General features: G+C 72.7%; 19 protein-coding genes. 9 read left to right on the top strand and 10 right to left on the bottom strand.

What is annotated here, in order from left to right:
* Positions 1-213 precede the first annotated feature (213 nt).
* On the bottom strand, positions 214-858 hold the full coding sequence (locus ACFOW4_RS14200) for a pyridoxamine 5'-phosphate oxidase family protein (protein ID WP_377527757.1): 645 nt from the start codon (positions 856-858) through the stop codon (positions 214-216).
* A 151-nt stretch (positions 859-1009) separates the two neighbouring features.
* Between ACFOW4_RS14200 and ACFOW4_RS14195 the strand changes: the two genes are divergently transcribed.
* Entirely contained in the window at positions 1010-1534 is a 525-nt protein-coding gene (locus ACFOW4_RS14195; RefSeq protein ID WP_377527755.1) for a CGNR zinc finger domain-containing protein, read from the top strand.
* 11 nt (positions 1535-1545) lie between these two features.
* Here the strand turns inward: ACFOW4_RS14195 and ACFOW4_RS14190 are convergent, their stop codons facing one another.
* Positions 1546-2301 carry an MBL fold metallo-hydrolase gene (locus tag ACFOW4_RS14190; protein ID WP_377527754.1) on the bottom strand — a complete coding sequence of 252 codons (756 nt, stop codon included), beginning with the start codon at positions 2299-2301 and terminating at the stop codon, positions 1546-1548.
* Between the two features lie 217 nt (positions 2302-2518).
* On the opposite strand from ACFOW4_RS14190, the gene ACFOW4_RS14185 reads away from it, so the two are divergent.
* Positions 2519-3937 carry a WGR domain-containing protein gene (locus tag ACFOW4_RS14185; RefSeq protein ID WP_377527752.1) on the top strand — a complete coding sequence of 473 codons (1419 nt, stop codon included), beginning with the start codon at positions 2519-2521 and terminating at the stop codon, positions 3935-3937.
* A 102-nt stretch (positions 3938-4039) separates the two neighbouring features.
* Here ACFOW4_RS14185 and ACFOW4_RS14180 read toward each other — a convergent pair whose 3' ends face one another.
* Positions 4040-4867 (bottom strand): peptidoglycan-binding protein, encoded by an 828-nt coding sequence (locus tag ACFOW4_RS14180; protein ID WP_377527751.1) that lies wholly within the window; start codon positions 4865-4867, stop codon positions 4040-4042.
* 215 nt (positions 4868-5082) lie between these two features.
* On the opposite strand from ACFOW4_RS14180, the gene ACFOW4_RS14175 reads away from it, so the two are divergent.
* From ACFOW4_RS14175 to ACFOW4_RS14165, 3 genes are all read left to right on the top strand, one after another.
* A complete protein-coding gene (locus ACFOW4_RS14175; RefSeq protein WP_377527750.1) occupies positions 5083-5718 on the top strand; it encodes a TetR/AcrR family transcriptional regulator in 636 nt (211 codons plus the stop codon).
* A gap of 140 nt (positions 5719-5858) precedes the next feature.
* A complete protein-coding gene (locus ACFOW4_RS14170; protein ID WP_377527748.1) occupies positions 5859-6638 on the top strand; it encodes a phosphatase PAP2 family protein in 780 nt (259 codons plus the stop codon).
* Positions 6635-7705 (top strand): DMT family transporter, encoded by a 1071-nt coding sequence (locus tag ACFOW4_RS14165; RefSeq protein WP_377527747.1) that lies wholly within the window; start codon positions 6635-6637, stop codon positions 7703-7705. Before ACFOW4_RS14170 ends, ACFOW4_RS14165 begins: the two co-directional genes overlap by 4 nt.
* Before the next feature lie 82 nt (positions 7706-7787).
* Here ACFOW4_RS14165 and ACFOW4_RS14160 read toward each other — a convergent pair whose 3' ends face one another.
* The 3 genes from ACFOW4_RS14160 to ACFOW4_RS14150 form a co-directional block, all read right to left on the bottom strand.
* Positions 7788-8324, bottom strand: a complete 537-nt coding sequence (locus tag ACFOW4_RS14160) for a PepSY domain-containing protein (protein ID WP_377527745.1) — start codon at positions 8322-8324, stop codon at positions 7788-7790.
* Between the two features lie 74 nt (positions 8325-8398).
* Positions 8399-9745: an ATP-binding protein gene (locus tag ACFOW4_RS14155; RefSeq protein WP_377527744.1), complete on the bottom strand. Its 1347-nt coding sequence runs from the start codon at positions 9743-9745 to the stop codon at positions 8399-8401.
* Positions 9742-10437 (bottom strand): response regulator transcription factor, encoded by a 696-nt coding sequence (locus ACFOW4_RS14150; RefSeq protein ID WP_377527742.1) that lies wholly within the window; start codon positions 10435-10437, stop codon positions 9742-9744. Before ACFOW4_RS14150 ends, ACFOW4_RS14155 begins: the two co-directional genes overlap by 4 nt.
* A gap of 102 nt (positions 10438-10539) precedes the next feature.
* Between ACFOW4_RS14150 and ACFOW4_RS14145 the strand changes: the two genes are divergently transcribed.
* Complete coding sequence (locus ACFOW4_RS14145; protein ID WP_377527741.1) at positions 10540-11007, top strand: septum formation initiator; 468 nt, start codon at positions 10540-10542, stop codon at positions 11005-11007.
* Between the two features lie 48 nt (positions 11008-11055).
* Positions 11056-12393 carry a low temperature requirement protein A gene (locus ACFOW4_RS14140; protein ID WP_377527739.1) on the top strand — a complete coding sequence of 446 codons (1338 nt, stop codon included), beginning with the start codon at positions 11056-11058 and terminating at the stop codon, positions 12391-12393.
* A gap of 15 nt (positions 12394-12408) precedes the next feature.
* On the opposite strand, the gene ACFOW4_RS14135 is transcribed toward ACFOW4_RS14140, so the two are convergent.
* From ACFOW4_RS14135 to ACFOW4_RS14125, 3 genes are all read right to left on the bottom strand, one after another.
* Positions 12409-12795 carry a DUF2267 domain-containing protein gene (locus ACFOW4_RS14135; protein WP_377527738.1) on the bottom strand — a complete coding sequence of 129 codons (387 nt, stop codon included), beginning with the start codon at positions 12793-12795 and terminating at the stop codon, positions 12409-12411.
* Between the two features lie 82 nt (positions 12796-12877).
* On the bottom strand, positions 12878-13279 hold the full coding sequence (locus tag ACFOW4_RS14130; RefSeq protein WP_377527737.1) for a DUF2267 domain-containing protein: 402 nt from the start codon (positions 13277-13279) through the stop codon (positions 12878-12880).
* A 23-nt stretch (positions 13280-13302) separates the two neighbouring features.
* Positions 13303-14331, bottom strand: a complete 1029-nt coding sequence (locus ACFOW4_RS14125) for a helix-turn-helix transcriptional regulator (RefSeq protein WP_377527735.1) — start codon at positions 14329-14331, stop codon at positions 13303-13305.
* Positions 14332-14392: 61 nt separating this feature from the next.
* Here ACFOW4_RS14125 and ACFOW4_RS14120 point away from each other — a divergent pair, with 61 nt between their 5' ends.
* A complete protein-coding gene (locus tag ACFOW4_RS14120) occupies positions 14393-14980 on the top strand; it encodes a DinB family protein (RefSeq protein WP_377527734.1) in 588 nt (195 codons plus the stop codon).
* Positions 14977-15438 (top strand): VOC family protein, encoded by a 462-nt coding sequence (locus ACFOW4_RS14115; protein ID WP_377527732.1) that lies wholly within the window; start codon positions 14977-14979, stop codon positions 15436-15438. The genes ACFOW4_RS14120 and ACFOW4_RS14115 overlap by 4 nt, the downstream gene beginning before the upstream one ends.
* 5 nt (positions 15439-15443) lie before the next feature.
* Here ACFOW4_RS14115 and helR read toward each other — a convergent pair whose 3' ends face one another.
* Entirely contained in the window at positions 15444-17573 is a 2130-nt protein-coding gene (helR, locus tag ACFOW4_RS14110; protein WP_377527731.1) for an RNA polymerase recycling motor ATPase HelR, read from the bottom strand.
* Positions 17574-17696 lie beyond the last annotated feature (123 nt).

Below are 17696 nucleotides of genomic sequence, written 5' to 3'. Positions count from 1 at the left end.
GGGGCTGTGCCGGGTGCGGGGCTGCGCCGGGTGCGGGGCCGCGCCGGGTGCGGGGCCGCGCCGGGTGCGGGGCGTCGATCATTCGTGGTCTCAGATCTGGGGCAGCTCGACAGGGGCCACCGAAGGCAGGAACAGGCCCGCGCCCACCGGAGACGACCCGCCCAGCCAACCATTCGACGCAGCACAGGAGCGCCCGGCCTGGCGCCGGGCCGTTCAGCTCCGGTCGGCCAACTGCTCGCGGAGGGCGCGGTTCTCCGCGCGTAGGTGGGCGAGTTCGTCGCGTACCGGTGTGAGCACCTCGGCGAGTTCGGCCTCGCTGAAACGAGGCGTAATGTGTTGTGGGCAGTTCCAGTCGTAGCCGTGGACGTCGACCGTGATCAGCCGTTCGACCGTGCCGGTCTGCCCGGGCGTGCGCAACCTGTCCAGCAGGTCGTCCGGCACGTCGTCGCGTACGTCGATGACGCGGGCGGTCCCGATGATCTTGAGTCGCTGCCGGTGGGCGTAGTCCATGATCAGCAGTGACACCCGCGGCGAGGCAGCGAGGTTGCCGACCGACAGGTACTGCCGGTTGCCGCGCAGATCGGCCCAGCCGAGGACGCTGTGCCCGTCCACGGGGTCGAGGACGTGCAGGAAGCCGGGTGGTCCGCCGCGGTACTGCTGGTAGGGCCAGCCGTTCTCGCTGACGGTGGCGAGGTGGAAGCCGTCACGCTCGGCGATGAAGGCGGCCGCGTCCGCGTCGAGCAGCCCGTCGGTGTCCCAGCCGGCGACCATGCGCTGCATGGCGGCCCGGCTGCCGTAGCGCTGCTGCGCGGCGATCACCGACCCGGTCGTCAGTTCCTGCAGGTAACGGTGTGGCACGGCGAACCCTCTCCGGAGCGTGGACGGGGGCGGGCGCGGCGCTGCCCGTCCCGGCGGCGGATGGGTGGATCGGGACAGGGCGCCGGCACTTCTCACCACTGTAGCGCTTTTTAATGGTGAGAAACCATGTCCCGACGGTAGGGTTGGCCGCATGGCGCAGCGACCGTTGGTGGGTGAGCCCCTCTCCCTAGACCTTGTGAACACGCAGTGGGTCGACCGTGGCCGCACCGTCGACCTGTTCGACGAACCGGACGGACTGCGGGGGTGGCTCACCGAGCACCGGCTTTCCGGCGACCCGGCCTCGGTCGAGCTGCCGCTGCGCCAGACGCGCGCGGCCCTGCGCCGCGTCCTGGAACAGCCGGGCGAGCAGGCCGAACGGGGCGTCAACACGGTCCTGGCCCGCGGTGCCGTGCGCTACTCGCTGCACCAGGGGGCCGTGCGGGAGCACCATGACGTCGACCCTGACTGGCTGCCGGCCTGGCTGGCGGTCAACGACTACCTCGACCTGCTGCGCCAGCGACCCACCCGGATCCGACGCTGCGACCACCCCACCTGCGTCCTGCACTTCTACGACACCTCGCGCAACGGCACCCGACGCTGGTGCTCCATGGACGGCTGCGGCAGCCGCGCCAAGGCCGCCCGCCACTACCAGCGCCAGCGCACACCCAGCGCGTAGCCGGATCGTCCTCAGAGGATCGCGGACTCGCCCGGCCTGAGGTCCACGAGCACGTCGGTCAGCCCCGCGTCGGCGAAGGCCCGTGCGACGTCGTCGGCATTCTCCGTGTAGTGCCCCCAGCCATCCTGGTGGACCGGGACCACCGCGCACACACCGAGCAGAGCTGCCGCCCGGGCCGCCAGTTGCGCGGTCAGGGTGAGGAAGCCCTCGCCGCGTGCCTCGATCCAGGCCGCGCCGAGGTTGAGGATGGCGATCTCGGTCGCGGGGAATCGCTCGGCGATGACGGCCACGACGTCGATCGAGGCGTTGTCGCCGCTGACGTAGATCGTCGGCCACCCGTCGGCTTCGAGGACGAATCCGATCACCGGGCCGTTGACCACACCGATCTCCGGTGTGCCGTGCAGCGCCGGGACGGCCGTGACGTGCACGTCGCCGACCTCGGCGCGCTCGAAGGGCCGCAGCCCGATGGCGTGGGGGCCGAGGTTCGGCGCTCCCGCCGCGGTGGTGAGCACCCGAAGCGCCGCGCGGGCGTACTCCCGTCCGGATCTGTCGAGGTTGTCGCTGTGGTGCTCGTGGGACACGAGCACCGCGTCGACCGGGCCGAGGTCCTCCGGTCGGGCGCTCGGGCCGGTGAGCTTGGTCGTGGTGACCGGTCCGTTCTGGTACGTCCCCGGCTCGTCGAAGGTCGGGTCCAGCACGAAGCGCGCACCGGCGTAGTCGAGGACAGCGGTCGGTCCGCCGATGACCCGTACGGTCGGCCTGCTCATCTCTTCCCCCTGGTGCCGTCGTGGCGTTCGCGGCCGTCGTGGTCGCGGCGCCCCGTGGGTAACCTTACCGCCTTACCAAATATGAGGGGTTAGAATGCCCGGACCGGGCCGGGACGAGCGCCGACGCGGCTGATCTTGTCGGTGGTGCTGGTTAGCGTGTGGTCACTGTCGCCGCGCCGGCCACCTCGGGTCGGTCGCTGACCCCTCGGAGGCCCCCATGTCCCAGGAGACGACCTACCTCGAACTGTCCGAAGTGGACGGTGCGCACAAGTTCTACGAGGTCGTCGTCGACGGCACCACGCTGACCGTGCGCTACGGCCGGATCGGCGACCAGGGTCAGGTCAAGGCGAGCGCCTATCCGGACAACACCCGGGCCCGAGCGGCCGCGGCGAAGAAGATCGGCGAGAAGATCCGCAAGGGGTACGCCCCGGCGGTCCCGGGCGTCCGACAGAAGCGCAGCGTCTCCCGACGGCAGATCGTCAGCACCCGGTCCACCGCCCACACCGCCCCGGTGCTCTGGCGCTACGACTCCGGTGCTCCCGCCTTCGGCATCTTCGTCAACGGGCAGCACTGCATGGTGGGCAACGAACACGGGGTGATCACCACCCTCGGCCACGACGCCCGGGTGCGAAGCCAGGTCCGGCTCCCCGACGGGGTCAAGTGCATCGTGGCCGACGACGCCTGGATCTACGCCGGTTGCGACGACGGCAACGTCTACGACCTCTCCGGCAAGGTGCCCCGGGTCGCGTACGCGATCGCCCCGGAGATCGACATCTACTGGCTGGACATCCACGACGGCGTCCTGGGCGTCTCGGACGCCGACGGCGGGATCGCCGCGATCGACCACGAGGACGAGTTCCTCTGGCGCCGGCCCGGGCGGGGCCGCTCGGCCTGGATGGTGCGCTGCGACACCGACGCGCTCTACCACGGCCATTCCCAGGGCGTGACCGGCTACGACTGGCGTACCGGCCGCGAGCTCTGGCACACCCGCACCGGCTCGGTGCTCTTCGGTTGGCAGGAGCGCGGCAGCGTGTTCGCCGGGACGGGCACCCGCGAGGTGGTGCGACTGGCCAAGGACGGTCGGGTCGAACGCACCTACCGGTGTGACGCCCCGGTCTTCTCCTGCGCCACCGCCGAGGGCGGCCGGTACGTCTTCGCCGGTGACAGCCAGTCCTCGATCTACTGCTTCGACGCGGCCGGCACCCGGCTGTGGAAGCTCGGCACCGGCTGCGGCTCGGCGTACTCCATGCAGTACCACGACGATCGGCTCTACGTCGTCACCACCGGCGGCCACCTGGCCTGTATCGACGCCAGCGAGCCGGCGATCCGGGCGGCCCAGGTCGGGGACGTGCCGCAGGTGCTGGACGTGAAGGCGCCCCGCCAGGCACCGCGGCCCGTGGAGCCGATGGTCGTCGAGATGACCAGCGACGTCGGCGGCGGCGTGGTGGTGCAGTGCCTGGACGACCGGGGGCGGCTGCGGGTCCAGGTGCTGTCCGACGGCTACCGGCCCGACTGGTCCGTGCAGTTTCCCAAGGGCATCCGCGAGCCGGGAGCCCGCTACCTGGTGACCGAGGTCCGCGAGGCCGGCCGTGGCGGGTTCTACCGGGCGTACGGCGACATCCGCCGGCTGCGCTGAGGCGCCGCCCGGCGGACACCGCGGGAGGCCGGGTGCTGGTGTTTCGCCCGGCTCCCCCGGCGGGTCAGGATCCGCTGCCGATCACCACTGTCCGCCCGCTGCTCAGCTCGTCCGCTGGTACTCCTCCCAGGTCAGCTTGGGCGTGACGACGGGGCCGTCGTCGGCGGCCCGGTTGGCGAGTCCGTTGAGGCCGAGGTAGTAGTCCCCGGCCTGGTGCTGCGCGGCAGCCGACTGGTCGGTGTCCGCCAGCGCGATGGCGTGGATGTGGTACGGCCAGTCGCCCTGTGACGGCGTACGCAGCCACGCCGCGAAGCCCACCCGGCGCAGCCGTCCGACCACTGTCGTGCGGTAGGTGGTGGACAGGTCGGTCACCGAGATGTCCAACGCGCCACCGCCGTCGTGCGTGCCGGCGGAGCTCGAGTTGCCGGAGGTGTAGGAGCCCTGCGTGAGGGTCAACTGCCTGCCCAGCAGCCGTTCGGCCTCGAGCAGCATGGCCCGGGTACGCGTGTTCACCGTCACGCCGCGGTAGGCCACGGTGCTGCCCGGTGAGAGCGGGAGGGTCACCATGTACCGCTGGTCGCCGAGCAGGCGCAGCGACGTCAGCCCGGGCAGGCCGGTGGCGTCGAGCCCGGAGTACCCCAGGGACCGCTGGTACGCGGCGTACGCCGAGATGGTGCTGGTGCCGAAGTGGCCGTCGACGTAGGTGGCGGCGAGCAGGCCCCGGGCCTGCAACGCCCGCTCCACCTGGAGCACGCTGTCCCTGCTGCCTGTGGTGATCGCCGTGTCCGCACGCCGCGGGTCGATCTGCGCGGCCTTGATCAGCGCCTCCATGTTGACCTGGGGAAGGGCGGCCTGCGCGGTCGGCCCCGCGACCGCCACCGACGCCGTCGCGGCAGCGGCGGTGAGCAGCAGATTTCTCCTGGTGAGCACTGGTCCTCCAAGGCGATCATCGCAACGACTGCGGACGACGAAAACTTTCAATGCGTCGATGGATGGTGACAGAAAACTGCCCGCACGGGAAGGCTCCCGAGCGCGGCGGGCGACCGGATCCGCGGTGGCGACAGCCCCGGCGACAGTGAGGTTCGGCACGAAACTTGCCATCCTGGAAAGTTTGCAGGTTTGGAAACCTTGGCTAGCGTGGGGCCGTGGCAGACGGACCGGGCCTTCGAGAGCGCAAGAAGCTGGCGACGCGCAGGACGCTGTGCGAGGCCGCCCTGAATCTCGCCCTGACCCGGGGCGCGGAAGGGCTCTCCCCGGAGGGCATCGCCGAAGCCGCGGAGGTCTCACCGCGAACCTTCCGCAACTACTTCTCCAGCCCGGAGGAGGCGGTGATCGCCGGCATCCAGGAGCAGGTCACCCGGGTCGCCGAGGGCCTACGCGGCAGGCCCTCCGGTGAGCCGATCTGGGACTCGCTGCGCATCGTGCTGGTCGAGGAACTCGGCAACAACGGCTGCCCCGAAGATCTGATGCAGCTCGTCGGGCTGGTCCACCGTCACCACGCCCTGCTGGCCGAGCACCTGACCGTTTTCGAGGGGCTGGGTCGGCGGCTCACCGAGGTCATCGCCGAACGCACCGGCACGGACCCCAACACCGACATCTACCCGCAGCTGATGGCCCACGTCGCCGGCATGGCTGTCAAGACCAGCCTGGACCTCTGGTCCCGCGGCTGCACCGGGCGCACCCTCCCCGAGCTCGTCGGCGAGGTCCTCGACCTGTTGAGCCAGGGCGTGCCCATGCCGGCCGCCCCGGCCGAAGCGGTGGCGCGACACAGCTCCGCCTGACCGCCCCGCCACCCTCTTGACCACGGAGCGGTCCCCCGCCGGCGCTTCCGCCGAGCCCGTCACCGCCTGATCGACCCGCCGGGTCGCCGCCTTCCCCAGGGCGGCGTGTCCCGGTACGACCTGGAAAGGACGCCATCCGCATGGCGGGCAACACCTCGGCGACCGGAGCGGCCACGCGGCTCCGGGCACTGCCGGAACTGGCCCTCGTGGTGGCCCTGTTCGCCGCTTACAAGCTGGCACGGGTCCTGATCGAGGGCGACGTCCAGGCCGCCTTCGTCAACGCCTGGCGGATCTGGGACCTGGAACGGGCCCTGCGGCTGCCGCGCGAGGTGAGCGTGCAACAGGCGCTGCTCACCCACGACTCGCTGCTGCACCTGGTCAACAGCTACTACGCGTACGTCCACTTCCCGGCCACCGGTGCGTTGCTGGGCTGGGTCTATCTGCGCCGGCCCGAGTACTACCGCTGGGTCCGACGCACGCTGGCCGCCCTCACCGGCACCGCCCTCGTCATCCACGTCCTGCTGCCGCTGGCGCCACCCCGGATGCTCGCTGCCACCGGCATGGTCGACACCGGGCGGCTGGTCGGCCCGGCCGTCTACGGCGACCCGACCACCGACACCCTCAGCAACCAGTACGCCGCGATGCCGTCGCTGCACGTCGGCTGGGCGCTGGTCGTCGCCGTCGTGCTGATCACCGTCACCCGTGGCCGTTGGCGCTGGGCCTGGGCGCTGCACCCGGCGCTGACCGTCGTCGTGGTGGTGGTCACCGGCAACCACTACTGGCTCGACGGGCTCCTCGCCGCGGCGCTGCTCGGCGTCGTGCTGTTCTGCTGCCCCCAGCCCGACCGACAACCGTACGACCCCCTCGGCGGCCCGGCCCGTCCGGTGGATCCGGTGGTCAGCGAGGAGCAACCGGCATGACACACCACAATGCCCCGCTGGCCGCCGCCGTGGTGCTGTCGGTGCTCTCCGCCGTCGCGTACGCCGTCGCCGCCGTCGTACAGGAACGGCTCGCGGCGCTCCGGCGCGCCCCGGCCGGCCCGGCGCGCCTGCTCACCTCCGGAGCGTGGTCGACCGCTCTCGGACTCAACGGCGCCGGCGCGGCGCTGCACGTCGGGGCACTGGCGTACGGCTCACTGGCGGTGGTGCAGCCGCTCGGGGCGCTGACCCTGGTGGTCGCGTTGCCGATCGGCGCGGTCCTCACCCACCGGACGGTTCGCGGCCGGGAGTGGCGCGGCGCCCTGGCGACCGTGGCCGGCCTGGCCGGACTGCTGCTCGCCACCGACACCGGAGCTCCGAAAGAGGCGCTCGGCGACCGGGAGATCGTCCTGCTGGGGCTGGTCACCGCCGCGATCGTGGCAATCCTGACCGTGCGGCCCGTCCGGACCCCGGTGGCGTACGGCGGGCTGCTGCCGGCGGCGGGAGCCGGCATCGCCTTCGCCGTGTCGACGGCCCTGACCCAGACCGTGCTGCTGCGCCTCGACGCCGCCGGCCCGACCGCGCTGCGCAACCCCGTGCTGGTGGCGGCGGTCGCGGCCATCGTCGCGTTCGCCGCCGCCGGCCTGCTGCTCTCCCAGGTGGCCTACCGCCAGGGCCTGGGTGCGCCGCTCGCCACGCTCACCATCGTCAACCCCGTGGTGGCCGCGGCGATCGGCATCGGGCTGCTGCACGCCGGCGCCGGCCTCACGGTGCCCGCGGTGCTCGCGGCGGCGGCGTCCGGCCTGGTCGCGGTGGCCGGCGTGGTGCTGCTCGCGACCCCGCAGGACACACCGACGAAGCCCCGCTCCTGCCGCCGACGGAACCGACCGGACGGACCGCGCACCGGGACGAAAGCGCCGCGGGTGGACGGTCGACCGCCCCGGCTCCCGAGCGCCCGCCGCGTTCGACCGGTGCGCCGCCTGGCGCGCCTGCGGCGTCGTTCGCGGGCGACGGCCGCGCCCGGATCGCGCGGCCGACCTGACCCGACGCCGTCCACTCGGGGGGCATGACTTCCATCGGCAGGTATCCACACGCGGACACGGGTATAACCGCCCGCCACGGTAGACCGTGGCGGGCGGCGGCACCCGGTGGTCAGTCGTCGTCGCCGGACCCGTCGTCATCGTGATCGTCGTCGCCGGACCGGTCGTCATCGTCGTCACGGTCGTCGTCGTCGACGGGCTCCTGCTCGGCCTTGACCACCGTGCCGTTGTCCCGGTCGACGTCCACCTCGTGCTCAGTGTCGCCGGCGACGATCTCGACGCTCCAGACCGGCCGGCCGTGCTCCTGCTCGGCCTCGACCTCGACGATCCGGCCGCCGCCGGCCCTGGCGAGCGCGATCTCCCCGGCGCGCTGCTGGTCGACCGCCCCGCCGGCCGGGGAACTGCCGCCCGACGGCGTACCGCTGGTGGTGCCGCTCGACGGCGTACCGCTGGTGGTGCCGCCCGACGGCGGACCGCTGGTGGTGCTGTCGTCCGGCGCGTCCGTGGCCGTCGGGTCGGCGGTGGCGGCGGCGAGTGCCGTTCCGCCGGCCCGCGGGGCCTCGGCGGCGCTGACGCCGATGGCTACCCCGGCCACCGCCAGCACCGCCGCCCCGCCGACCGATGCCATAAGCAGAGAGTTGCGCTTCATCGTGGTGTCCACCTTTCCTCGGTTGTCGACTTCGAGGATCGGCCGAATCGGGATAGCGCCGCGCTGTCCGGACGCTAAGGCCGGGTTAAGCCCTTCTCGGCGGACCCGAACCCCGACGCGGACCCGCCGCTGGCCACCGGCCGCCCCGGCTGCGCAGCTCCGAGTCGGAGCAGCACCTGCGCGCCGCCTCCCGGGCCGGAACCCAGCTCCAACCGACCGCCGCCGGCCTGCGCGGCGCGTCGGGCGATGTCCAGGCCGAGACCGGTCGACCCGGTCGGGCTGGCGCCGCGCTGGACCGCGCCGGCCGGTAGCCCCGGGCCCTCGTCGGCGACGGTGAGCAGCACCTGCCCCGCCTCCGGTACGAGCCGGACGGCGAAGGGCGTGCCGTCGGGGGTGTGCGCGAAGACATTGCCGAGCAGGGCGTCCACGGCCGCCGCCAGGTCGTCGGCCGGCACGCCGACGGGCAGCGGGCCGGGCGCCAGGTCGACGGTGACCGCCCGGCCGGTGTCCTCGGCCAGCACCGACCAGAACGCGACCCGGTCGCCGACGATCGCCGCCGCGTCCGAGGCGGCCGTCTCCGCCGCTGGCGACCGCCGCCACCGGGCCTGTCGGATCAGTCCGGTGACCGCCCGTTCGAGGCCGTCGGCGGCGGCGGTGATCCGGGCCGCGTCGTCCGGATCGCGCAGCGACTCCGCCTCGAGCCGCAGCGCCGTCAACGGCGTACGCAGCCGGTGCGACAGGTCGGCGACCTGCTCGCGCTCCTGCACCAGGAGCACCTGGATCCGGCCGGCCAGGTGGTTGAGCGCGCCGGCCACCTCGCGCAGCTCCGCCGGGCCGGCCGGCACCACCCGGGCGTCCAGCTCGGCGTTGGCCAGCCGGTTCGACACCGCGGAGAGCTCGCTGATCGGCCGGACCAGGGTCCGCGCCAGCCGGTCGGCGACGGCCAGCCCGATCAGCACCAGGACCACGCCGAGCAGCGCGAGCACCAGCCACGCCCGGGCCACCCCCGCGTTCAGCTCGTCCCGGGGCACCACGATGCGGATCACGCCGGTGCCGTCCGCCCGGCCCTGCACGGCGATGACCACCTCGCGACCCGCCGCCGACTCCCCGGTGAGGCTCTGCCCCCGCTCGGCCAGCGCCACCGCCGGCGTACGCGGCGCCGGGGCGCCGAGCACCGTGCCGTCGGGCAGGAAGACGCTCACCGCCCGATCGGACTCCGCGGCGAGCTGCTCGACGGTGAGCCGGATGGTCGCGGCGTCGGCGGTGCCGACCACCGGCACCAGGCTCTGCGCGTCGGCGGTGGCCCGGACGGTGGCCCGGTCCTCGGCGACGGTGCGTACCAGCAGCGCGAGCGGCACCAGGAACGCGATCAGGGTGAGGACGCTGACCGCGGCGACCAGCAGCGCGAGCCGAGCCCTCACCGCCGCACCCCGGGCGCCTCCAGCCGCACCCCGACGCCGCGCACGGTGTGCAGGTAGCGGGGCTCCTGGGCGCTCTCCCCCAGCTTGCGGCGCAGCCAGGACAGGTGCACGTCGACGGTCTTGTCGGCGCCGCCGTACGGGATCTGCCAGACCTCGGTGAGCAGTTCGCGTTTCGTGACCACCTGGCCCGGCCGTCCGGCGAGGTGGTGCAGCAGGTCGAACTCGCGGGGCGTCAGCTCGACCGGCGTCCCCGCCAGGGTGACCTGGCGGGCCCGGGGGTCGATCCGCAGCTCACCGACGACGAGCGACCGGTCCTGCGCGCCGGCACCGGAGGCGCCCCGCCGCAGCACCGCCCGGGCGCGGGCGTCGAGCTGCGCCGCGGTGAACGGCTTGACCACGTAGTCGTCGGCGCCCGCGTCGAGGACCCGGACGATCTCGGCCTCGTCGTCGCGGGCGGTGGCCACGATGACCGGCACCGAGCTGACCGCGCGCAGCATCCGCAGCAGCTCGCGTCCGTCCAGATCGGGCAGTCCCAGGTCGAGCACCACGAGATCGGGCCGGTCGTCCAGCGCGTCGCGCAGCCCGGCCATCGCGGTCGAGGCGGCGGCCACCGCGTGACCGCGTTCCCGCAACGCCCGGATCAGCGGCGTACGGATCGTCAGATCGTCCTCGATGAGCAGCAGGCGGGCCACAGCTGGCAGGCTAACCGGTGCGGCGCGACGCGGGGCCCGCGTTAACCGTGCCTTAGCGTCGGCATGTGCCGGCGACAACCATGGATCGGGGATAGTCGGGGAATGAGTCGCCGTTCGATCCTCGTCGCCACCGGATGGTTGGCCACCGCCGCCGTGGCCACCCTGATCGGCTTGGCCGCGATCCGGCTGGTGGGCGAGAGCATCACCGGCACCCCGGGTGGGGTACGCAGCGAGGCGGAGATCGAGCGGGCGCTCGCCTCACCCGAACCGGCGCCCGCCGGCACGACGGCCGCCGCGCCGGCCACCGGCGCCGGTACGCCGAGCGTCACCCCGACCACCCGCTCCGGGGCCCGCCGGGTGTTCGCCACAGTGGGCGGCACCGCCGTGGCCGAGTGCGGCACCGCGGGAGTACGCCTCGTCTCGTGGGCACCCGCGCAGGGCTACCGCGTCCGCGACGTGGACCGGGGCCCGGACGACGACGTCGAGGTCACGTTCAAGGGATCGGGCGGCGAGTACGAGCTGAAGCTGCGCTGCGTGGGATCGGAACCGGTGGCGGTCGCCGACGACTGACCGTCCGAATCCGGCCCTGGGCCTCCCGGGTACTGCGAGAGTGGTCCGGTGCGGGGCAACGGGTGGAGGGGACGGCTGGGACCGGCCGTCGGGATGGCCCCCGGCGCCCGGGTGGACCGCTTCGAGGTCTTCTTCGACCTGGTGTTCGTCTTCTCGTTCTTCATCATCACCCGGGCCACCGCCGCCAACATCACCGGCCGGCAACTGCTGCACGCCATGCTCGTCCTCGCCGTGCTGTGGTGGTGCTGGGTGGTGCACAGCGTGGTGGCCACCCGGGTCCGGCTGGGCGAGGGCTTCGTTCCCGTGCTCATGGTCGTCGGGATGGCCGCGCTGTTCTGCTTCGCGCTGTCACTGCCCCAGGCGTTTGGCGATCCGATGCAGACGGCCGCCGGGCCGATCGTGGTGGCGGCCAGCTATCTGGTGATCCGCGGGGTGCACCTGGTGCTGTACTGGCACGTCGCCCAGGAGAGACCGGGCGAGCGGCGACTGCTGCTGAAGTACTCCCCGGAGCTGGTCGCCAGCACGGTCCTGCTGCTGGGCGCCGCGTTGATTCCCCCACACATCGAGCACCCGGCCATGGCCGCGATGGTGCGGGACGGGCTCTGGGTCGGCGTCGTCCTCTTCCAGTACAGCAGTGGCCTGGTCGCCGGTGCGTGGGGCTGGATGGTGACCTCCGCCGAGCACTGGACCGAGCGGTACGACCTCATCCTCATCATCGCCCTGGGCGAGTCGATCATCTCCGTCGGCGTCGGCGGCAACCTGCTCGGCCAGCCGGTCACCTGGCCGGCGATCACGGCGGCCGTGCTGGGCATCGTCTTCACCGCCGCGCTGTGGTGGACCCACTACGACGTGATCGCGCCGGCCGCCCGGATCGCGCAACACGCGGCGCTGGGGCGCGCGCGGGTGGCGATGGCCCGGGACGCGTACGCCTACCTGCACCTGGTGATGATCGCCGGGGTGATCCTGTTCGCGCTGGGCGCCGAGGAGATCGTCCGCCAGGTGGCCGACCCCTCGATCAGCCTCGCCGAGCCAGCGCACGGCCCCGGCGTACCGCTGCTGTTCGGCGGCGTGATCTGCTACCTGTGCGGGGGCATGCTGTTCCAGCTACGCACGCTGCACACCCTGTCCTGGAGCCGGGTCGGCGCGGTGCTCCTTCTCGCCGCCGCCATCCCGGTCGCCGCGCACCTGCCGGGGCTCGGCGCCTTCACCCTGTTGACAGCGATCTGCGTGGCACTGGTGGCCGTCGAGATGGTGATCATGGCCGACGCCCGGCGGGCGCTGCGTGAAGCCGCCCTGAAGGAACGAACGATCTACGAGAAGTACGAGGCGGCCTGGCGTGCCCGCTGGCACGAGGATGCCCCCGACGACGACGAGCCACTGCCGTGATCGGGGCTCAAGCGGTCATCCGCGCGGGGTGGGAACACCGAAGAGGTCGGTGATGCCGCCGGGAAGCTGGGCGAGCAGGTCGTGAAGCTCGTCGTCGTCGAGCGCCTCGGCCACGGTACGCAGCACCGCCTGGGCGTGCTGGCGCACCTGGTCCGCGTCCGCGCACTTTTCGCGCTCACCGACCTGGCGCAGGAACTCACCGACGTCCCACCGCCGGCCCTGCGGATTGCGGGTGACGGAGCCGTTCAGTCGCTCCGGCAACTGGGCCGCGAGGTGGTCGGCCTCCCGTCCGGCGAGCCGTTCACCGAGCGCCGACAGGACGGCGCCCACGGACCGCACGGCCTCCTCCTCGTTGAGGTCTGCGCGCCGCCGTACCGTGGCGATCAACTGCTCGTACTTCATGACCCGCTCCTTCCCCCACCCTCCCGGCACCTCCGGTCGGGGCCCTGTACCCGCGCGCGACATCGGCCACGGGGTGCGACCGTCAGGCCTGCCGGCGCACGAACGGCGCGGTCTGGTCGACGACGTCCCCGTACTCCGCCGGCAGTTGGGTGACCACCTGTTCGTAGCCGGTCGGACCGAGGGCGTCCCGCAGGACGTCGAAGACGGCCGTCACCCCGTCCCTCGACCGCTCCAGGTCGAGGTTCGCGCGACCACTGACCCGGTCGACGAACACGTCGAGCCCGAACCGTTCCGCGGTCTCGCTGCTGGCGGAGGCGTACGCCCGCAGCCCGGCGGGAAGCTGGCCGGCAAGGTCGCGCGCCTCCCCGCCGTCGATCCGTTCGGCCAGGGTGGTGAGCGTGGCCTGTGTGACGGCGGTGGCCTGCTCCGACGACATCCCGGACCGTGTCGCCACCAGTGCGAGGAAATCGTTGTCGTTCACCATGCGGCCTTCCTCTCGCCGTTGGGTCAGGCGAGTTCCCCACCGTCATGTCCGCAAACGAGGTCACGCTCCGACGCCTGCGCCGCGGTCGCCGCACCGGCCGCCAGCAGTCTCCCGGCCAGCGCGCGGCAGCGCTCCCGAAGCTCCGGAGGGTCGAGTACCTCGAAGGCGTGCCCCAGCAGGAGCACGTGCATGAGGACGAAGTCGAGGCTGCCGGCGCCACTGCGCACCTCGCAGAGCCCGCTCCCGCGCGGTCGTACGACGGCCGCGGACGCCGGGACCTGCGTGCGTACCGTGTCGGCCGGGGCGTGCACGAGGAAGCACGCCTGATGCGGGTAGGCCCCACTGGCCACGCTCTGCTGCACGTACGTCGCCGCGTCGGGCGCCGCGCGCGGACGGAAGCGCCAGGTCCGCGCGGACACCTCGGTCATCCGGTCGACGCGGAAGCTGCGCCAGCCGTCGCGGTCGAGGTCGTAGGCGAGCAGGTACCAGCGCCGGTCGGAGGCGACCAGGCGGTACGGCTCGACCCGCCGCCGTCGCACCCGCGTGCCGGACGGGTAGTCGAAGCCGGCCTCGACCTCGTCGCGGCAGGCTCGGGCCAGCGTCATGAGCACCTCGGGGTCGACCGGCGTACGGCCACCGTCGAAGGACTCCACCGAGCCGGCGAGCGCGCGCACCTCGTGCCGCAGCCGGGTGGGCAGCACCCGGTCGAGCTTCGTCAGCGCCCGCAGTGCGGCGTCGCCGGCGCTCGCGACCCCGCCACCCGCGCCGGCGAGCAGCGAGACCGCGGTGGCGATCGCCTCCTCGTCGTCGAGGAGCAGCGGCGGCAGCTCCTGACCCGGGCCGAGCTGGTAGCCCCCGCCGACACCCTGGCTGGCGTGCACCGGATAGCCGAGCGTGCGCAGCCGCTCGACGTCGCGCCGGACCGTACGGGGCGTGACCCCGAGCCGGTCGGCGAGTGCCGGGCCGGTCCAGACCCGGCGTTGCTGCAGCAGCCCGAGCAGGGTGAGCACCCGCTCCGTCGTACCCCGCACCTCGCCGCCCGCCACGTCCATGTCGCCACCCTGCCAGAGATAGCGGACCGATCCTGTCCGCCAGGGATGTCAGGGTGTCCCCATGGACGCAGATGACCTCGACTGGAACCGGACGCTGCGCGAGCAGTTGGAGTTCCACTGGCACCATCAGCTTCGGGCCCGGCTCGACGGCCTCACCGACGACGAGTACTTCTGGTCGCCGGTGCCGGACGCCTGGAGCGTGCGGCCCCGCGGCAGCTCGACGGCCCCGGCGCAGGTCGGCGCCGGTGCCTTCACGATCGACTACGCCTTCCCCGAGCCGACCCCCGCGGCCTTCACCACCATCGCCTGGCGGCTCGGTCACGTCATCGTCGGCGTGCTCGCCGCGCGCAACGCGGCCCACTTCGGGGCGCCGGCGGCCTCCTACGAGAGCTGGGAGTACGCCGGCAGCGCGGCCACCGCGCTCGACCAGCTCGAGACCCAGCTCGACGTCTGGCTCACCGGGGTACGCGGCCTTGGCGAGGCCGGGCTCCGGGTGCCGGTCGGCGCGAAGGAGCCCTATCCCGAGGCGTCGATGGCCGATCTGATCCTGCACATCCACCGCGAACTGATCCACCACCTGTCCGAGGTCTGCCTGCTGCGCGACCTGCACCTGCACACGACGTCCGCTACGAACGGAGCAACCCGATGAGCCGCCACATCCAGGTCACCTTCGACGCCCACGACCCGCGGGCGCTGTCGTCCTTCTGGCGCGACGCGCTGGGCTACGTCCACCCCGCCCCGCCCGGAGTGGACCTGCCCGCGGGCGCCGACCCGCTGGCCGCGTGGGACGACTTCCTGGCGCGGATCGGCGTACCGGAGGAGCAGCGCAACTCGAACTCGGCCATCGAGGACCCGGACGGGCACGGCCCACGGGTGTTCTTCCAGCAGGTGCCGGAGGACAAGGTCGCCAAGAACCGCGTCCACCTCGACGTTCGGGCGGCGCCCGGGCTGGAGGGCGGCGAGCGGATGGCGGCGCTGGAGGCCGAGTGCGACCGGCTGGTCGCGCTGGGAGCGACGCGGGTACGCCGCGCCGAGCCCGCTCCCCCGCTGAGCGCCGGCTTCATCGTGCTGACCGATCCCGAGGGCAACGAGTTCTGCCTGGACTGAGGGGGTCAGCTGGTGAGGATGACGAGTTGCTGGGTGGCTCGGGTCATCGCGACATAGCGGTCGACCGCTCCTTCGATGCCGTCGCCGAAGCCATCGGGGTCGACGAGGACGACCAGGTCGAACTCCAGACCCTTCGTCAGCTCCGGTGCCAGCGACCGGACGCGGGACGTCGACGGGAAGGTCGGATCGCCGATGACGCAGGCGATCCCGTCGGCGTGCGCGGCGAGCCAGGTGTCGAGGATCGAGCTCAGGTCGGAAACGGATCCGTGTACGACGGGGAGGCCGTTGCTGCGGATCGAGGTCGGCACGTTGGCGTCCGGGAGCACGGCCCGGATCACCGGCTCGGCCTCCGCCATGACCTCCTGCGGCGTCCGGTAGTTGATGCTCAGCGACGCCAGGGTGACCCGGTCGAGCCCGATCCGGGCGAGCCGTTCCTGCCAGGATTCGGTGAACCCGTGCCGGGCCTGGGCGCGGTCCCCGACGATGGTGAAGCTGCGCGACGGGCAGCGCAGCAGCAACATCTGCCACTGCGCGTCGGTCAGTTCCTGGGCCTCGTCCACGACGATGTGCGCGAACGGGCCGGCGAGCAGGTCCGGCTCGGTGCCGGGCAGGACGGTCTGGTCGACCAGGGCATCCTGGAGATCGAGTTGGCGCAGGCTCGACAGCACACCCTCCCCGTCGTCGTAGGCGTGGGCCTCGATCAACTCGTCGACGACCGTGGCCATGCGTTCGCGCTCGACGGCGACCGCGGCCTCGTGTCGGCGGTTGCGTCGGGACGCCTCCGGGTCGCCGAGCCGCTGTCGTGCCGCGTCCAGGTACGGCAGGTCCGACACCGTCCAGGCCTGGGCGTCGCCACGCTGGAGCTTGCGGACCTCGTCGGGAGCGAGCCAGGGCGCGCAACGGCGTAGATAGGCGGGCACCGACCACAGGTCGCCGACGAGGTCGGTCGCCTCCAGCAGCGGCCACGCGCGGTTGAAGGTCGTACGCAGCTCCCGGTTCTGCGACAGCGACCTGCGGACCAGGTCGTCCGGCTCGTCGCCGTCGTACTTCTCCAGCAGGATCGTCAGCAGTTCCTCCCAGATCTCGTCCCGCGCCTCGTTGTGCGGCGTGCCCGGCCCCGGCGCCTGGAACGCCTCGGCCCAGTCGTCGGCGCTCAGCCGGATCTCCGACTCGCCGGTCGTGACCGTCATCGGCCGGTCCGGCGGCTCCTCGTAGAAGCGGACCGCCGCCTCGATCGCCTGCACCAGGGTCGCGGACGACTTCAGGCGGGCCACCTCGGGGTCGGCCTCGATCGTCGCTGCGGCTCCCTCGGCGACGAGGTCCCGCAGGGTGCAGGTCTGCACCTCCTCCTCGCCGAGGCTGGGCAGGACGTCGGAGACGTAGGCCAGGTAGGGCTGATGCGGACCGACGAAGAGCACGCCGCCCCGGCGGTGACCGAGGCGGGGGTCGGAGTAGAGCAGGTAGGCGGTGCGGTGCAGGGCGACGACGGTCTTGCCCGTACCCGGACCACCGTCGACGACGAGCGCGCCGGTGGATCCCGCCCGGATGATGGCGTCCTGGTCGGCCTGGATGGTGCCGAGCACGTCGCGCATCCGGGCCGACCGGTTGCCGCCCAGGCTGGCGATGAAGGCGGACTGGTCGTCGAGTGCGGCGTGCCCCTCGAACCCGTCGGCGGTGAACACCTCGTCCCAGTAGTCGCTGACCCGGCCCCGGGTCCAGCGGTACCTGCGGCGGCTGGCCAGACCCATCGGGTTGGCGTGGGTCGCTGCGAAGAACGGCTCGGCCGCCGGGGACCGCCAGTCGACCAGCAGCCGGCGACCCGCGCTGTCGGTGAGGCCGAACCGTCCGATGTACACGGGCTCGGGGTCGTCCACGCCGACGATGCGGCCCAGGCACAGGTCCACGCCGAAGCGACGCAGCGCGCGCAAGCGAGCGGTCAGCCGGCGGACCTCCTGGTCCCGGACCACCGCCTGCCGGCCCTTGCCGGCGGGCGCCCTGCGCTCTGCGTCGAGACGGTCGGACAGGTCGGCGATCGACTGCTCCAGGCTCTCCGCGATCGCCACGAAGTGCCGCTCGTCCCGGGCGATGAGCGCCGGGTCGGCCTTGGCGGCGAGATTGTCGGGGAGATCGAACACGGCGGTCAGGGGATTCACTGTTTGTTCCCGTTTCTGCAGGTCCTGGCCTTGGCCGGGTGATTCTGCGGCACCACCGGGGTCTTGCCGCAAGCCCCCCGGTGCGCTATACGTTAGGAGTGGAAG

The sequence above is a fragment of the Micromonospora sp. GCM10011542 genome (assembly GCF_042650685.1).
Lineage (GTDB): Bacteria > Actinomycetota > Actinomycetes > Mycobacteriales > Micromonosporaceae > Micromonospora.
Note: the sequence above shows the minus strand (reverse complement) of the source record. Positions and strands in the feature narration are given on the sequence as shown.